Origin of the sequence: Cerasicoccus arenae, from assembly GCF_014651635.1 — a bacterium.
Lineage (GTDB): Bacteria > Verrucomicrobiota > Verrucomicrobiia > Opitutales > Cerasicoccaceae > Cerasicoccus > Cerasicoccus arenae.
The window spans coordinates 35,538-49,944 of sequence record NZ_BMXG01000017.1; the positions used below are offsets into that span (position 1 = coordinate 35,538).

At 50.8% G+C, this 14,407-nt stretch carries 16 protein-coding genes, 1 tRNA gene, 2 pseudogenes and 1 CRISPR repeat array; of the genes and pseudogenes, 7 read left to right on the forward strand and 12 right to left on the reverse strand.

What is annotated here, in order from left to right; genetic code table 11:
* Position 1 precedes the first annotated feature (1 nt).
* The 5 genes from IE065_RS13025 to ilvN all read right to left on the reverse strand — a co-directional run bounded on the left by IE065_RS13025 (position 2) and on the right by ilvN (position 3,429).
* Complete coding sequence (locus IE065_RS13025; RefSeq protein ID WP_189515781.1) at positions 2-568, reverse strand: hypothetical protein; 567 nt, start codon at positions 566-568, stop codon at positions 2-4.
* A complete protein-coding gene (locus tag IE065_RS13030) occupies positions 568-741 on the reverse strand; it encodes a hypothetical protein (RefSeq protein WP_189515783.1) in 174 nt (57 codons plus the stop codon). The genes IE065_RS13025 and IE065_RS13030 overlap by 1 nt, the downstream gene beginning before the upstream one ends.
* A gap of 44 nt (positions 742-785) precedes the next feature.
* Positions 786-1,643, reverse strand: a complete 858-nt coding sequence (gene hemC, locus IE065_RS13035) for a hydroxymethylbilane synthase (RefSeq protein ID WP_189515785.1) — start codon at positions 1,641-1,643, stop codon at positions 786-788.
* A gap of 163 nt (positions 1,644-1,806) precedes the next feature.
* The gene (gene ilvC, locus IE065_RS13040) at positions 1,807-2,841 is read right to left on the reverse strand and encodes a ketol-acid reductoisomerase (RefSeq protein WP_189515787.1); all 1,035 of its coding nucleotides are present in this window, start codon (positions 2,839-2,841) and stop codon (positions 1,807-1,809) included.
* A gap of 87 nt (positions 2,842-2,928) precedes the next feature.
* Positions 2,929-3,429, reverse strand: a complete 501-nt coding sequence (gene ilvN, locus IE065_RS13045; protein ID WP_189515791.1) for an acetolactate synthase small subunit — start codon at positions 3,427-3,429, stop codon at positions 2,929-2,931.
* A gap of 133 nt (positions 3,430-3,562) precedes the next feature.
* Here ilvN and IE065_RS13050 point away from each other — a divergent pair.
* Positions 3,563-3,639: transfer RNA gene (locus tag IE065_RS13050), tRNA-Val, on the forward strand.
* Positions 3,640-4,077: 438 nt separating this feature from the next.
* Here the strand turns inward: IE065_RS13050 and IE065_RS13055 are convergent.
* From IE065_RS13055 to IE065_RS13080, 6 genes are all read right to left on the reverse strand, one after another.
* Positions 4,078-4,428 carry a hypothetical protein gene (locus IE065_RS13055; protein WP_189515793.1) on the reverse strand — a complete coding sequence of 117 codons (351 nt, stop codon included), beginning with the start codon at positions 4,426-4,428 and terminating at the stop codon, positions 4,078-4,080.
* Positions 4,429-4,539: 111 nt separating this feature from the next.
* A CRISPR array of direct repeats spans positions 4,540-4,904; the repeat unit is 36 nt; unit sequence GCTTTGCCTTGAATCCAAATCTTAATCGGGCAGACT.
* Positions 4,905-4,935: 31 nt separating this feature from the next.
* On the reverse strand, positions 4,936-5,271 hold the full coding sequence (gene cas2, locus IE065_RS13060; RefSeq protein WP_189515796.1) for a CRISPR-associated endonuclease Cas2: 336 nt from the start codon (positions 5,269-5,271) through the stop codon (positions 4,936-4,938).
* Entirely contained in the window at positions 5,238-6,158 is a 921-nt protein-coding gene (gene cas1 / locus IE065_RS13065) for a type II CRISPR-associated endonuclease Cas1 (protein ID WP_189515800.1), read from the reverse strand. Before cas1 ends, cas2 begins: the two co-directional genes overlap by 34 nt.
* Positions 6,159-6,162: 4 nt before the next feature.
* Complete coding sequence (gene cas9 / locus IE065_RS13070) at positions 6,163-9,399, reverse strand: type II CRISPR RNA-guided endonuclease Cas9 (protein WP_189515803.1); 3,237 nt, start codon at positions 9,397-9,399, stop codon at positions 6,163-6,165.
* A 308-nt stretch (positions 9,400-9,707) separates the two neighbouring features.
* Entirely contained in the window at positions 9,708-9,947 is a 240-nt protein-coding gene (locus IE065_RS13075) for a hypothetical protein (RefSeq protein WP_189515805.1), read from the reverse strand.
* On the reverse strand, positions 9,940-10,077 hold the full coding sequence (locus IE065_RS13080; RefSeq protein ID WP_189515806.1) for a hypothetical protein: 138 nt from the start codon (positions 10,075-10,077) through the stop codon (positions 9,940-9,942). The genes IE065_RS13075 and IE065_RS13080 overlap by 8 nt, the downstream gene beginning before the upstream one ends.
* Before the next feature lie 285 nt (positions 10,078-10,362).
* Between IE065_RS13080 and IE065_RS13085 the strand changes: the two genes are divergently transcribed.
* Positions 10,363-10,527, forward strand: a complete 165-nt coding sequence (locus IE065_RS13085) for a zincin-like metallopeptidase domain-containing protein (RefSeq protein WP_189515807.1) — start codon at positions 10,363-10,365, stop codon at positions 10,525-10,527.
* A 140-nt stretch (positions 10,528-10,667) separates the two neighbouring features.
* Here the strand turns inward: IE065_RS13085 and IE065_RS13090 are convergent.
* A pseudogene (locus IE065_RS13090) lies at positions 10,668-10,820 on the reverse strand (tyrosine-type recombinase/integrase); the annotation flags it as partial.
* Between the two features lie 186 nt (positions 10,821-11,006).
* Between IE065_RS13090 and IE065_RS13095 the strand changes: the two are divergent.
* The 5 genes and pseudogenes from IE065_RS13095 (at position 11,007) to IE065_RS18070 (ending at position 14,354) form a co-directional block, all read left to right on the forward strand.
* Complete coding sequence (locus tag IE065_RS13095) at positions 11,007-12,908, forward strand: ankyrin repeat domain-containing protein (RefSeq protein WP_189515809.1); 1,902 nt, start codon at positions 11,007-11,009, stop codon at positions 12,906-12,908.
* 190 nt (positions 12,909-13,098) lie between these two features.
* A complete protein-coding gene (locus IE065_RS13100) occupies positions 13,099-13,701 on the forward strand; it encodes a site-specific integrase (protein WP_189515811.1) in 603 nt (200 codons plus the stop codon).
* Positions 13,692-14,063 (forward strand): tyrosine-type recombinase/integrase, encoded by a 372-nt coding sequence (locus IE065_RS13105; protein ID WP_200163326.1) that lies wholly within the window; start codon positions 13,692-13,694, stop codon positions 14,061-14,063. Before IE065_RS13100 ends, IE065_RS13105 begins: the two co-directional genes overlap by 10 nt.
* Positions 14,064-14,068: 5 nt before the next feature.
* Positions 14,069-14,182, forward strand: a pseudogene (locus IE065_RS18420) (integrase); the annotation flags it as partial.
* A 1-nt stretch (position 14,183) separates the two neighbouring features.
* Positions 14,184-14,354, forward strand: a complete 171-nt coding sequence (locus tag IE065_RS18070) for a hypothetical protein (protein ID WP_229792114.1) — start codon at positions 14,184-14,186, stop codon at positions 14,352-14,354.
* Positions 14,355-14,407: the final 53 nt, after the last annotated feature.

The following is a 14,407-nucleotide window of genomic DNA, read 5'->3' on the forward strand; positions in this document are numbered from 1 at the left end:
ACTAAAATTTCAGTCGAGGTCGAAAGAACCCAATAATGCTTACGGCACTGCGGACACATATCTGGATATGATCCTGCTTGTGTAGGCCCGCCCCTGGATAAAGTGGCTCACCTTCAGAGAAAAAACCGCGGACACTACTGTAAGGTGCCAGATCTTTCTCTTCGCGCAATTGATGTAGCCACTCGAAGACCGCACAATCCCTGTATCTCTTCTCCAATTGAAGCCCTTTATTTTCTGGCAAAGATAGCCCGAACTCCTCCATTGACTGAAGCGCTGAAAAGGTAGCTTGAACTTCAATTAAGCATTCAGCATCGATTAAATTCAGGCAGTTCCCTAAATCGATGACAGCGCCCAGAACAGCGGGTTTCTTAATTTTACTACCTTTTTGACTGCATCTTTTTTTTGCCCAAGCCATTGCACGCAAGGGACTGTCTTCCCAAAAATAAAGACCATGCCCAAGCCAATCGTATGGCTTGGCGCTGGGACGCATATCTTCTCCTTCGATTATCGCTTTCGCGACCGACGAATCGCAGCCATGATAGCCCAATGCAATAGAATATGCGGGCATTAACGAAACTGCTTTTTCAGGCTGCCATCCTTCTTGTACATACCCGTCGCCTGCGCCAAACGAAGGAATTTCTCTCGGTCCTCCATCAGTTCCTTCGCAGCTTCTTTAATAAGCTCGATTTCCCTGTCAATAACTCTGGGATCGCGAGATTCGATGTATGTTCCAACAGTCATTCTATTTAACAATTAAACGGTGTAACGCCTCCTAGTCAAGCCAGCTACGCGCTGAGCACTTGCTCCACGACATCCTTGAGCCAGTTGTCCATGTCGCCATTGTCCTTGGGCAAAGGGAACTCCTGACGGCCCGTGTCTTCGTGGAAAACGTGCAGGCTACCGTGGCAGAAATGGCCTGCGGTCGCCGTGTGGCAACCACCACCCATCGCCGCCAGGAACTTACGCTCTAGCTCGACCGCAAACTGCGTCGCTGGGCAGGCTAATGTGGCAAATCTCTCAACATCCTCAGTGCGGCATTGAAGCGCAATGGCCCCCTGCCCCACCGCTGGCACCATCTGATGGATCGTCAACGGCTTGAAGACCACGCCTTCGCTTTGCAGGATACCTAGGCGACGTAGGCCCGCCGCCGCGAGGATGGTTGCATCCGCCTGACCGTTAGCAATCTTGCGTAGACGAGTGTCCACATTCCCACGGATTTCGCTCCACACTGCACACGGAAAATACGTCTTGAGCTGCAAGCGGCGGCGCGGGCTGCTCGTCGCGATAAAGCATGGCTTCGCAACGCCGTCGCGGACCACGAGCACATCATTAACTGCCTCACGAGGCAAAAAGGCGGCAATGGCCAAGCCGGGCGGGTTTTCCGTCGGCAAGTCCTTGGCCGAATGCACGGCCAGATCAGCCTCTCCGGCAAGCAGGGCATCTTCTAGCTCCTTGGTGAAAAGTCCTTTGCCGCCCTCTTTCTCGAGCGACCAGCTGGTCTTCTTGTCGCCAGTGGTGACAAATTCCTTCAGCTCCGCCGTCGCGCCGTCGAAAATCGTTTCCACGTGCGCCTTGGCCAGTTTCGCCTGACAAAGCGCCAGCGGGCTACGCCGCGTCGCGAGTATGATTGGTTGGTTCGACATAGGAAAAAATAGCGAGCAATCAAAAGGTTTCAGGCCACACAGTCAATTTCCGATTCGGGAGGGTAAATCCCCCGAGAGCGCCACCTTCTAGACGCCTGTACGACAAAACGGGAGAGCGCATTTCGCACTCTCCCGCTGATTAAAGTTCATACTGAACCGGCAATTACTTGCTGGTATATTCGGCTTGAGTGCCGCCGATTTCCTTCTTGGGGACCCAAGGCATGAGAGCGCGGAGTTCCTTGCCGACCTTCTCGACTGGGTGATCCTTACCTTCCTGCGCCATGCGCTTGTAGTTCGGGCAGCCCTCTTTGTATTCCTTGACCCAGTTCTTGGTGAATGTGCCGTCTTGAATTTCCTTGAGGACCTGGCGCATCGCCTTCTTCGACTCGTCGTTGATCACGCGCGGGCCGGAAACGTAGTCGCCGTATTCCGCAGTCTCGGAGATCGAGAAGCGCATGCCGCTGATGCCGGACTCAACCATGAGGTCAACGATCAGCTTCAGCTCGTGCAAGCACTCGAAATACGCCATTTCCGGAGAGTAACCGGCTTCGGTCAGGGTTTCGAAACCAGCCATGACGAGGGCGCTCGCGCCACCGCAAAGAACGGCTTGCTCGCCGAAGAGATCGGTTTCTACTTCTTCCTTGAAAGATGTCTGAATAACACCGGCGCGGGTGCCGCCAACGCCCTTGGCCCAAGCCAAAGCGATTGGCTTAGCGGATTCAGAAGAACCTTCAGCGACAGCGATCAACGCAGGAACGCCCTTGCCCTCATTAAACTGAGTGCGGACAACGTGGCCCGGGCCCTTTGGTGCCACCATGATGACGTCAACGCCTTCTGGCGGTGTGATGAGGCCATAGTGAATCGCTAGGCCGTGCGTGAAAAGAAGGGTTTTGCCAGGAGTCAGATTCGGCTCGATGTCTTCCTTGTAGACCTCGGCTTGCTTCATGTCCGGCAATGCGATCATGATGACATCTGCCTTCTTGACAGCTTCGGCCGTCGTGTAGACCTCGAAGCCTTGCTTTTCAGCGACGGGCTTCGACTTGCTGCCTTCATAGAGGCCGATGATGACCTTACAGCCGCTGTCCTTCAGGTTAAGCGCGTGGGCATGGCCCTGCGAGCCGTAGCCGATGACGGCGAGGGTCTTGCCTTGGAGGACGCTCAAATCGGCGTCCGCTTCCGTGTATACTTTTGCGGGCATGTGTTCGGGTTTTTCGTTGTTTTCGTTTTCAGCCGCCAGATGCATTCACTGACAACTGACAATTGGTAAAAGATTATCGGTAAATTCTTAGTCTTCCTCTGTCTCGGCTGGTGCACCGCGTAACAAGGCAACATTGCCCGTGCGAGCCAGCTCCAGAATGCCGAAGGGTGTAATGAGTTCCAGAAAAGCGCGGATCTTATTCTCGTTGCCCGTGCACTCTATAATAATCGCCACTGGAGTGACGTCGATCACCTTGGCGCGGAAGATGTCGCAGACTTCAATGACCTTTGAGCGTGTATCACCGCTAGCGCTGACCTTGAGCATAACCAGCTCGCGAGCCACAAACGCATTGCGCTGACCAAAATGCGTGATGTCGATGACATTGATCAAACGATCGAGCTGCTTGATCGCCATGTCCAGCGCATGTTCTTGAGCGCGCAGGGTGATCGTGATCCGCGAATACTTGGGATCATGAGTCGGGCCCACGTTGAGGGTGTCGATGTTAAAACCGCGACCGCTGAACATGCCAGCAACTCGCGCGAGGACACCAAATTTGTTTTCAACTAAAGCTGAGATCGTATGACGCATGAGGGAAAAGCTCGGAAAAATGACGCATGACCCGCCCTTACGGAAGCATAAAATTGTATCTTTCGGTCAATTCCCGCTTCTTTTTACTTGATCGACGCCGCAAATCGCTCATTTTCATGCGTTTCCCACTAACGGACGGTTAGCTCAGTTGGTTAGAGCGCCTCGCTTACACCGAGGATGTCGCAGGTTCGAGTCCTGCACCGTCTACCATTTTGGCAAGGTGACTACGTGCGCCAAGTTGTGCCAGAATGCGACTAAGACCCTGATCCATAGCGGCTTGCACGGCTTCCCTTGCGTCCCTGATTGTGACAGGTTGTGACTGCGAAGGACCCTCTGCGACTGATTTCTGTAGCACTATACGTATCAGTTTTTCATCCGGCTTTAGCCTCGGCAACTGGTCAAGGGCGGTCGAATCGTGCAATAGCTCGCGATCCGTATAAACTTCTTCCAACAACCGAGAATCGCTGTGGCGCATTAAATTTTGCGCGTAGGAGCGAGAAATATTGTTGCTGACTAGGAATGTCGCGAAGGAATACCGGAGCGAATGAAAATCAACCTTGCGACCGCTCGCGTCCTTGCGAGGAATGCCCGCAGCGTCGATGTCACGAAGATGACTAGGCTCATTGCTTACTCACCCATGGAAATCCATTAATCTTCCTCCCGCTCATCAATAAGCTCGTTGTAGTTCTCAGCCAAATTCACCCCAACAACTTTGCTGCCATGCTCAAAAAGCGAATCACGCGCCTCATTATTTGTGTCGATGAAGTCGTCTTTAAGGGTTTCGTCCCTAGAATATACCTCCCAAAAATTCCTTACGGATGTGTGGCTTGTTTTTACACCACGCTCAGACGGCCACTTGGACACACCTCGCCAACTAATGTCCTTCATGCGCAAGACAGCAATAGTCTTCCTATATGGGAAAAGCATGGAGCTTTCGGCATCACATGCTGCTTCGCTGAATAATTGATCGGGATCAGGCAGTTGTTTTTCGTTACTCATGGTTTTTGCAATTCAAATTTACACAATAAAATCAATATGTATTTACGGAATGATTTTACAGGCTACTTGCGCGAAGAGAATCCCTGTAAACATTACCCCACCAGAAGCACCACTTTGCCTTGAATCCAAATCTTAATCGGGCAGACTTTAAAACGGTGGGTTCGGTATTGCTGATTGCTTTGCCTTGAATCCAAATCTTAATCGGGCAGACTAACGATGAACGCGGACGGGTAAATAACTGCGCTTTGCCTTGAATCCAAATCTTAATCGGGCAGACTGGTGGTCTTTTTCGTTAGCCATCTATTCAGGCTTTGCCTTGAATCCAAATCTTAATCGGGCAGACTCTTGATCAGTGGCTAGATGCTCGTCCCTGGGCTTTGCCTTGAATCCAAATCTTAATCGGGCAGACTTGGCCATTATGACCCCGCAACTCCGCGCGGGCTTTGCCTTGAATCCAAATCTTAATCGGGCAGACTGGAATTTTCCAGTCTGCTGATTAAGAAGAGTTTACCAGAAAAGAGTTTGTTCTGGAAGATCTTCCGGAGCCTGCTTTTTTGCGGGTTTACCGTAGATGACGAGGCTTCGCTGCCATTGCGCTTGGGTGACATACCAAGCACGAACGCTCCCATTGGGTGGGATTTCTTTCTCAACGCGGCGCAAGTGGGTTTGCATCCGTGAGTGTGTGACCATGGGGCGTGCATACACCGAAAACTGTATCATCTGAAACCCGTCTTTCAACAGGAATTTGCGGAAGTCGGTATAGGCTTTACGGGCTTCTTTTTCTGTGACCGGAAGGTCGAAGGCGACAACTAGCCAGCCCATTTTGAATTTGAGGGAATCCACGGTTTGTATTGGCGAGTTTGCCCACTGAGCACAGCTTGGCGAAAACTGCGCACAACTGATTCCAGGCAATTGCGAAAATCCATTTCAATACCTAGGTAACCAACGCGCTCCAGTGTGAAGTTGGTAATGTAGCGGCGGAAACGGCCATTGACTTGATAATCATCCGGTGCGGCTTCTTCCATCATCCATCGTGCCACGCGCCAGTCCACACAAGGGCGAAACGGTTCCATGAGGTCATATGCAAGCGGAGTAGATCGTTCACGCACTTCATGGGAAATACCAACCGTTGGATCGAGTCCACAGGCAAAAAGCTTTTGAAGAATAAGTGATAAAAGAATCGCGTAACCGAAGTTGAGTAAATCGTTGACCCCACCCTCTTGACGGCCCCGCTTGAAGCCAATGATCGCCAGAGCATCAGCATAGATTCCCCAATAATAGCGCGCGCAAACGCTTTCCTTACCCGGAGCTTTACTGTTGGCCCGCTTTTGCAATATTTCACGCTTGGGGTGCTCGGGATTCAGGTGCTCGGCCAGAGACGCTTGGTTCACGCATTTAGCATCAATGGTTTTCTGCCAGAGTGTCGCCACTTTCTTCTTATCCATTGTGAGCGCCGCTTTAGTGAGCAAGGTGTCGGTCGAGCGATTCGCCGGCAATAGCAGACTGATCGGCTGAAAATATTCACAGATCACGAGCGCAACGCCATACTTAGCGGCTTCCAACAGCAGATGGCTATTCAACTGCGCCGAGAAACTGGTAATGACGATAGCGGCAACATCCTCCAAAGGCACTTGCTGTCTTCGCCCATTCTCACCCAAGCACGTTAACTGTCCGTGCTTGCAATTGATGCTGCAATTCGGGGAATCGATGTTGACGATGTGGTAGGACATGGCGTCATAGCGTCCCAGTATAGTCAGGCGAGAGTATGGTGAGCTTATTTGCTAGAAGCGTTTTCAAAAGCGCGTTGATGACACAGTCTCGCTTCTTATTGGCAAGTTTCACAATTTCTGGTGAGGCCATGTCGATGAGGAATCCAGACTTCGCGTCTTTGATTGAAAATACTTTCCAAGTTCCTTTGTAGCGGCCCTCCTCTATTCGGATCAGGCTTCCTCCTCGAATAATACGAGGCTGCACTCCATTGTTTGCGGCTTTAGCCCGCTCCAACTCGTAGTGAACATTTAGATGAGGCAGTACGCGCATCTCAGGATCCAATATTACGCCAAAGTTCTCCTCTACGATCAGACTACCTTTTAGCTTCGCCAACTTACCGTCACCATTCTTGGGAGCTAAACCGAGTAGTTTACTTTTCTTTTCGGTTTTAGTACTTCGTTGACGTTTTTTGTTTTCATCCCGTGAGGCTATGGTGATGACCATTTTCTGTGAATCTTTTTCATCCTGACCCAATACACGCCAGGTGTTTTGCTGGACCTTCAGGCCACGCATGGTCTTGGGCTGATGCTGCACAACGCGCCGTTCGGCAAGGCGGTTCGCGACTTGCTGTTTGAGCTTAAGGGGCAGATCTTTAATGCCCCATGAACCGCCACTGGAGAAGCTAACGCTTTGCTTGGCGCGTTGTCGAAATTCCTGTTGCTCGGCGGCGCTTCTGATCTGCCGACGGCTCATCAACTCCCAGAGCTTTCCATCTTTTGGGAAATAGTAGGCGGCGAGCCCGATGGTCACGGCATCCAATGCATGGTGCAGGTGGGTGATTTCGCGAATCTCCGTTTTGGTTTTGTTTTCGGTTTCCGGACAGGCTTGGACAAGGCAACCCTCCAATTTCCATGCCTTGCGCACGGCGGCAGTGACGCTCCCAGAGAGGCTCAAAATATCGGCGGAATGTGCCCGCTTGAGTTCATCGCGGGCCTGCAGCGCAGCTAATTTATTGAGATGGCTGGTTTGCGTGAGATCGCGTCCAGTGAAACCACTACCAGCGTCACCATCGGACTTCTTCCGCTTATCGAAATCTGGCAGTTGCAGCAGCAACTTGCGTCGCCAACGGCGCAAATCGTCATCGATGAAGGTTTGCGCGGCGTTGCCACGCGGGTCCCTCCCAGGCTTGAGCGATTTCTGGACGAGTTTCTCGTAGTTGGCCAGTGTTTGCAGTTGTAAATTAGTTCCGGGAACTTGCTTGCTCTCGTCGCTGACCATAAATTCCCAAGCTGTACGCTGGCCCTTCATGCGGTTGACTTCGGGCCATGTCAGGACAAGTGAGTCAAGAGAATCACTGGGACGCCACGAACGAGGAATGATGTGCTCTTTGTCAACTTGCCCATTCACAACGTCGTCAAAGCAATAGTGCTTGCCGGTGAATGGACATGTCCAGTTCATGTCTCGAGCAATCCGCACCTTTTTAATGAGTCCCGCACTGATCTTATATTTGCCTCCGTAATTGGGCAGCTCTTGTTCAATCTCTTTTACTGCACGTCGATGATCCGCCAACTTCAAGCCCATCAGTTGAGCTTTTTCTTTCGCGGTCTTTGCCGAAAACTCCTGAAGGTCGCGAATGACTTCGATGGATACCTGGCCAACTCGTTCTGCTTTGCCCCCAGCATAAGTCCGCACCATGTCTTTCAACAAGCGACGGAAAATAAGCAGACGATGCCGAACTAGGTGATTGTTGATTTGTGCGTCAACTGAGCGTTGAATTTGCTTGCCGACGATTTCCGCCGTTTCTTCCAGGCAACCACCAGAATCTTTAGGATCGGGTTGCTGATCATCAAAGACCGCCTCCCATGCCCGCTGCATGTGCTTACGCGAATAAGGAGCGCGACCACTAGCGCAGTCTATACTAATTCGGTCAGCTTTAAATTGATATAAAGATCGCGCCTTTTTACGGCTGCGCTTCACGTAGGCATCATAGGTAGCTTGAACTGCTTCGTCAAATGCCTCAGTGGATTCGCCTCCGGCGATCAGCACATCACGCCAGCGGTTTAAACTGGCTGGTTTGCGCTTGAAAAGTTGGCCCGCGAAGCGTTTTTGAAATTGCTCGGGGATTGTTGACCACATGCCGCTCAGTTTTTGCGATGATAGTTCTCGCTTCACCGGATCAAGGACAAGAGCCTTCTCCATTTCCGGCGTCACAAACATCTGGTCCACATTGACGGGCGTCGAACTCGTGGCCTCCTCCAACGCTTTCTTGAGCGTCTTTTTCGTCAGGTAGCCATCCTTCTCCATGATCGCATGAACGGCCTGTCTCTCACGGGCAAACAGCTTCCTTGAATCGGTCAAAACGTCCGAGACGCGTAGATTGCACAGAAGCATACCCCAACGATACCGGTAGAAATCTAGGCAATGCTTATCGGGCGTCTTTTCACCACTGATTCGACACTCCGGTATGATGCGATTGTGAAACCGTGGCACCATTTGCCCGAAGAGCAAACCGCCATGAAAGCGCTTGGGCAAACGAATGCCGCAACAAGAAACCGCCTTCCAGGAATCGCGCCCTTGACCACATAGACATTCTATTAGTTGAGCGTCACAACGCGGAAGCTTACCAATATGCGCTTCAAGGATACGTATCACTTCCCCTTGAACAACTTCGCGTGGAAAGGCGGCGTCCTGGCCTTTGAAATACGCTTTCAGCGCGGGTGCTTTGTTATCGGATAGGTCTACGCCGAGGAATGCGCACACCGTTTCCGCCATAGTCGAAGTCTCAAACTGCTGCATCAGGCGGTTCGCATTTTCGACCTTCTGCGTATCATCCTTGTCATCTTCGTCAGGAAGTGAACCCGACCACAACACATTGCCATCGTAGCCACGATTGTGTGCGTACCAGCGGATTACTGCCCAAAGTTCGAGCCAATTCAACTGATCATAGTTTCCGATTAATACCTTAGCGGCCAACAGCCACGGCCAAGGATGCGGATTTCTCCGTGCAAGCTCGATGTCCGCCTCGCTTAACGCACCGATATCAAGCAGCAACTTTTCCAAGCGCTTCATGCGGTTTCGCGTCGCGGCGATATGCCGCCGCCCTCGCCGGAAAACGGCCCGAGTGTGGTTCTGGCAATCATCAGGCCTAAAAGTCACCGCGCCGCATCCGATAATATCGGGCGCATCGTCGATTTCCTTAATCGCTGCCCAACCAATGCTGGCGTGACCAATGTCGAAGCTGAACGAAATAGGGCTTTCCATTTATTCAGCTTGAGCAATCTTTTAGCTTGATTCAATTCCGTATTTCGTAATTATTGCAAATGGATTCAAGACAAAGTCAATAACGCGGGCGTATGGCCACGGTCACCGTCTAGCTGTCCGTTCTGCGGATCACGCCAGCCCAAGAAAGCGTTTTCTAAAAAACACGAGCCACTAGGTTCGTGTTTTTTTTCTAAAATTCCATACTGTAGTCTGCGTCACTTATACTGATCCTTAACAAGGAAAGGGCCGAGCCCGAGTCGGGGCAGGACGGCGAAGCCGTCTCCGCTCCCGCCATCGAGCATCGGCCGTCATTCCATTTCGGCAAGCCATTCAGGGATTGTTGATTCATCGACGTATTTTTCGATTACATCCAAAACAATCGTATCATAGACGGTTTCGCCAATGTCCGATATATGGCTATCGAGTCCCTCAAACCCCATCAGGACAAAGGCCTGACAGAATTGCCCAGGTGTAACCCTGTAACGCTTTACCCATGCATTGATAATCTGAAAATGGGCATCGCTAAAGGAAACGGCGACCTCATTCATAGCTGAATTCGACGTAAACGGTCATGATTCCTTTTTCCTTATTGGCACCATCGACCATGATCATTGCACGGCGTCCCACCTGAACCTCTGGCAATTGACCGCGTTTATCACTGGCGGAGAAGACATACATCTGCCGCCCGTTTGAGATAGTGGCGCGGAGCTGCTTGTAAGCCTCCTTTGCCCGAAGTGGATATCGATAAACGCCTACCTTTCACCAGCGCCGAGCTAAGAAGCATTTTTGAACGCTCAGGTGTATATCTGGAAGGCAAGCGATACTCATGGGCGGTAGAGAGGCCTGCTACTGGATTCCACTTCTGGCGCCATATACGGGTGCGCGCGTGGAAGAACTCGGGAGCCGATACCAGAGAAACCAATAGGGAACACCGTTGAACCAATAGCTGAAGGCCAGAGACTGGTGACGGAATGGACTGATGGTCCAGAGATCCGTCACGGCATGCGGGATGCGACCTATTTTCCTCTGCTAGACGTCATCGGTCTACCTAACCGAGAGTCCTTTACCTCTGCACCTGAGTATTACTCAAAGCTCTTTTACGAAATGGGACGTTATGCTGACTTCTGAATTATGCCGATATGAGCTTGGAGCGATGCAAAATAACAGGGCTTAACGCATTTAGAGGTTGGCATAATCATGGGGCTCCGGGTCCGTGCCTATCAACATATTGACCAATGAAAATCCAGCGGACTTGTCATCGCCTGAGATCACTGGCTTCGCACATGCAGGTAAATTTGCGTCGTTTTGATATTGTTGTGACCAAGCAAAGATTGGACTTCGGCAATGTTGGTTCCGTTTTCCAGTAAATGGGTGGCGAAGCTATGGCGGATAACATGAGTAGTAATGCGCTTGGCCCTACGCGAATTTTTCGTTTTAGCACTTGTAGAATTATTTTATCGGCCTACTTTCAATTCTGTGCCTGACAGAAGGCCATCGTGTCCGCGAGAAAGACTGTGTCTAGCTGCATTACCTAAGATATAACAAAACCCATTCATGGTTACTCTGGCTTGTTACGCGGACTCGGGCCTTATTTTGATTGAGCAATCATGAATACTTCAAAAAATAGGCACGATCCGATCCGCCGCCAGCTTCCTGAGCGGCCGGATTTACAGCAGATTAAAAGGCAGGCTAAGGAGCTTATTGCGCGCTACAATAACGGAGACAGCGCAACACGACAGGAGGTGGAGTTTTATTTTCCAAAACTCCAAGAACCATTGCAGCATTCGCAGGCCATTCTGATCATTGCCCGTTCTCATGGGTATGCCAGTTGGTCTCGTCTCAAAGCATTTGTCGACGGGGTAACAGTCGCCCGGTTCTGTGACGCGGCCAAAGCAGGTGATGTTGGAACCCTTAAATCAATGGCGAAAAAACGGCCCGAGTTAGTGAAGATGGAACTTGCGCCAGACGATGAACGCATTGCGCTTCATTTTGCTGTCATGAATAACCAAGCAGACGCGGTGCGCTGGTTGATGCAAGCAGGATCAGATGCCCGTAAAGGCATCTATCCCTATCGCGATGTATCAAGTGCATTGGATCTATCCAAACGCTCTGGCAGTGAGGCTATTAACAAAATAATTGAAGAGGAGGAACAACGGCGACGCGAAAATGCAAGCTGCCCAAACGTAACGGTATCGCCAGCTCAGGATAAAATCAATCAACTCATCAAAGAGGGAAGTGATGCTGATGTCCTTGCCCTGATGAAGTTGAACCACGATTTACTCCGAAGCTGCGACCGAGACGGATGCACTCCCCTGCACCGTGCTGCCGAGCAAAGCCGTTTATCACTCGTAGAAGCCATGATCGCACAAGGCGCTCCGGTTTTCAAAGAAGACTTGAGCGGAATGAACGCCCTTGAATATGCCTTACACCGTCCAAGATGGGAGCGGCATGGAACGCCAGAGCGTATTGCAATTGCTAGACGTCTTGAGAAGGCAGGCGTTGAGCCTAGCTTGCTATCTTTGGCTGCTTTAGGAGAGATCGAAAAATTAAAAAGAGTTCATGAGCAATCATCTGATGGGTTTCATCGGATTCAAGAGAGTATTGATTGGCAAACGGGTGGCCTGATGAGTCAGGCCGTAAGGTTTGGGCAACTTGATTTGCTGGCATGGTTGCTGGAGATTGGGTTAGACCCAGATGAGCGCACGCGCCTCGGAGGCGTCGAAGATGAAATTTGGAGTGAAGGGAGACCACTGTGGCTGGCAGCTGCAAATAGTGATTTAACCGCAGCAAAACTTCTTCTCGATGCAGGCGCAAATCCCGATGGTAATGTCTATGCGTCCGGCGTCGCCTTGGATCGGGCTTATGAGAATAAAGATGAAAAGATGAAAGCACTCCTACTAAAACACGGTGCTAAATTCATGAGCTGGACCCTGTGTTACCATAATGAAGTCGAGCGCGCACCGCAATGGATAGAAGACAACCCAGATAAAATCAATGACTTGCTATGGGCCGCGGCAGGCCGAGGCAGTCTAGCGATTACCCGGATGGGTTTTGATAAATTAGATTGGCCGGGTGATGATAACCATTGGTTTAATATTTTGGCGGAGACTATGAGTGGGCTTTATTGGGGAGTCGAACGAGTTGATGAGTTCCTGGAAGTTTTCGACTTTTACCTCGATAATGGAATCTCTCCAAATGTCATGGGAAAGCGAGGAGTGACTCTCGCTCACCACGTAATTGGACGATGCCCGGGGCATATTACAGAATCCATCCGTATTCGATTTCTGAAACAATTGATCGAAAAGGGAGCAGTATTAACCGCACGAGACGAAGTCCTACAAGCAACACCGCTCGGATGGGCTTGCCGATGGGGCTACGCCGAAGTCGCAGCTTATTTGTTGGCATCAGGAGTCGAATCCGATGAAGCAGACGCTCCCCCATGGGCAAGGCCTAGAGCTATTGCCGAATCCTATGGCCATTTTAGATTGTTATCTAATATTTTAAACTAATTAAAATAGTAGAACTACAGAATACGCAAAAGAGCTCAGGAGATTTAATTATTTTCAGCAGTCACATTTCTGCGGGAATTCGCGTGTTTTGTAGTTCACTGATGGAATTAAATCCAGTCAGTGCGAACATAATCCAACACTTTCTGCAACTGGAATAGTAGTGTGGGGTTGATATAGAGCATCGTTCTTTATGGATGCCAAGCTCGACAATGCCCTTGACGCCTTTGTGTTGCAACTGGAGCAGCAGGGATACGCGCGTTCCACTCGACGCTCTTACGAGGCGTCTGCTAGACATTTCTGCGAAACACTTGCAAGCGAAGGTGGGCGAATCTCGGAAACTTTGATTGAGTGCGCAGTAAAAACGGTTTTGCAACGTTACAGTGCGTCGTCTCGAAAAAGTAGAAAGTATAGCCTGAGTCGCTTTGTTATTTTCATCAGAGAAACCGGACGATTAAATATGCCGGTTACACCAGCGGCAAAATCATCGGATCGGAAGGAATTAGAGGAGCAACTCACAGTTTACTTAGCGGAACAACGTGGACTGAGTGCAGCTACGGTGGCGACATGTCAGGATGAGGTGCGGCGTTTCTTGAATTTCCAGTTCGGCAATGGTGAATTAGGCGATTTAGATACAATAACTGAGAATGACATCGTGGCGTTTCTTACGCGCCCAGCGGAACGTCCGGGTCCAATAAGCGCCTGCGTGCTCCTAGTCATTTGCGCAGCTTCTTCATATTTCTGTTTTGGAGCGGTCGGACGAAGCGAAATCTTGCCCAGTGTATTTTGCCAATAAAACACGGGTATCCCAACAATAGCCTCCGCTATCTCGATGCCGATTCGGTTTTGAAACTCTTGGAATTTATTCACGAGACCGGTAAAATGGCGCTTCGCAACTATGCAATGATATTGCTGATGGCTCGGCTAGGCCTTCGCTCAACCGAAGTCATCGCAATCCGCTTGGAAGATATAAACTGGCGAGGTGGAGTATTAGAGGTTCGCGGAAAAGGGAAGCGTCGAGACAAAATGCCACTTCCAGTAGACGTCGGTGAAGCCATCGTCGCTTACATCCGCAGCCTGCGTCGTGGTTCTTCGCGTTATCTGTTTGTTGGAGACCGGGGGCACCGTATCAACCGTTCAAGGATGCCCAAGTTCTAAACACGGTGTTGCGTGAAGCTTTCAGCCAAACTGACCAGGCTCCGCCACAAACCTACAGTGGAGCACATGTGCTCCGCCATAGTTTAGCGACGGAAATGCTGCGCCGAGGCGCTTCGATGGATGAAGTGCGCGATGCGCTTCGGCATCGTTCGCGATCAACAACTGCGCTTTACGCCAAATACGGCCTGGAAGCCTTGCGAGAACTTGCACCAGAGTGGCCAAAATGTGATGACGCTGACCGCACAGCTTGAGCGTTATCTGAACTTCGCCGTCGCTTCGGCTATTCGCTAAAAACCGAAGAACGTCTACTTCGACGCTTCACGGCCTACGCTGATGATTCGGGC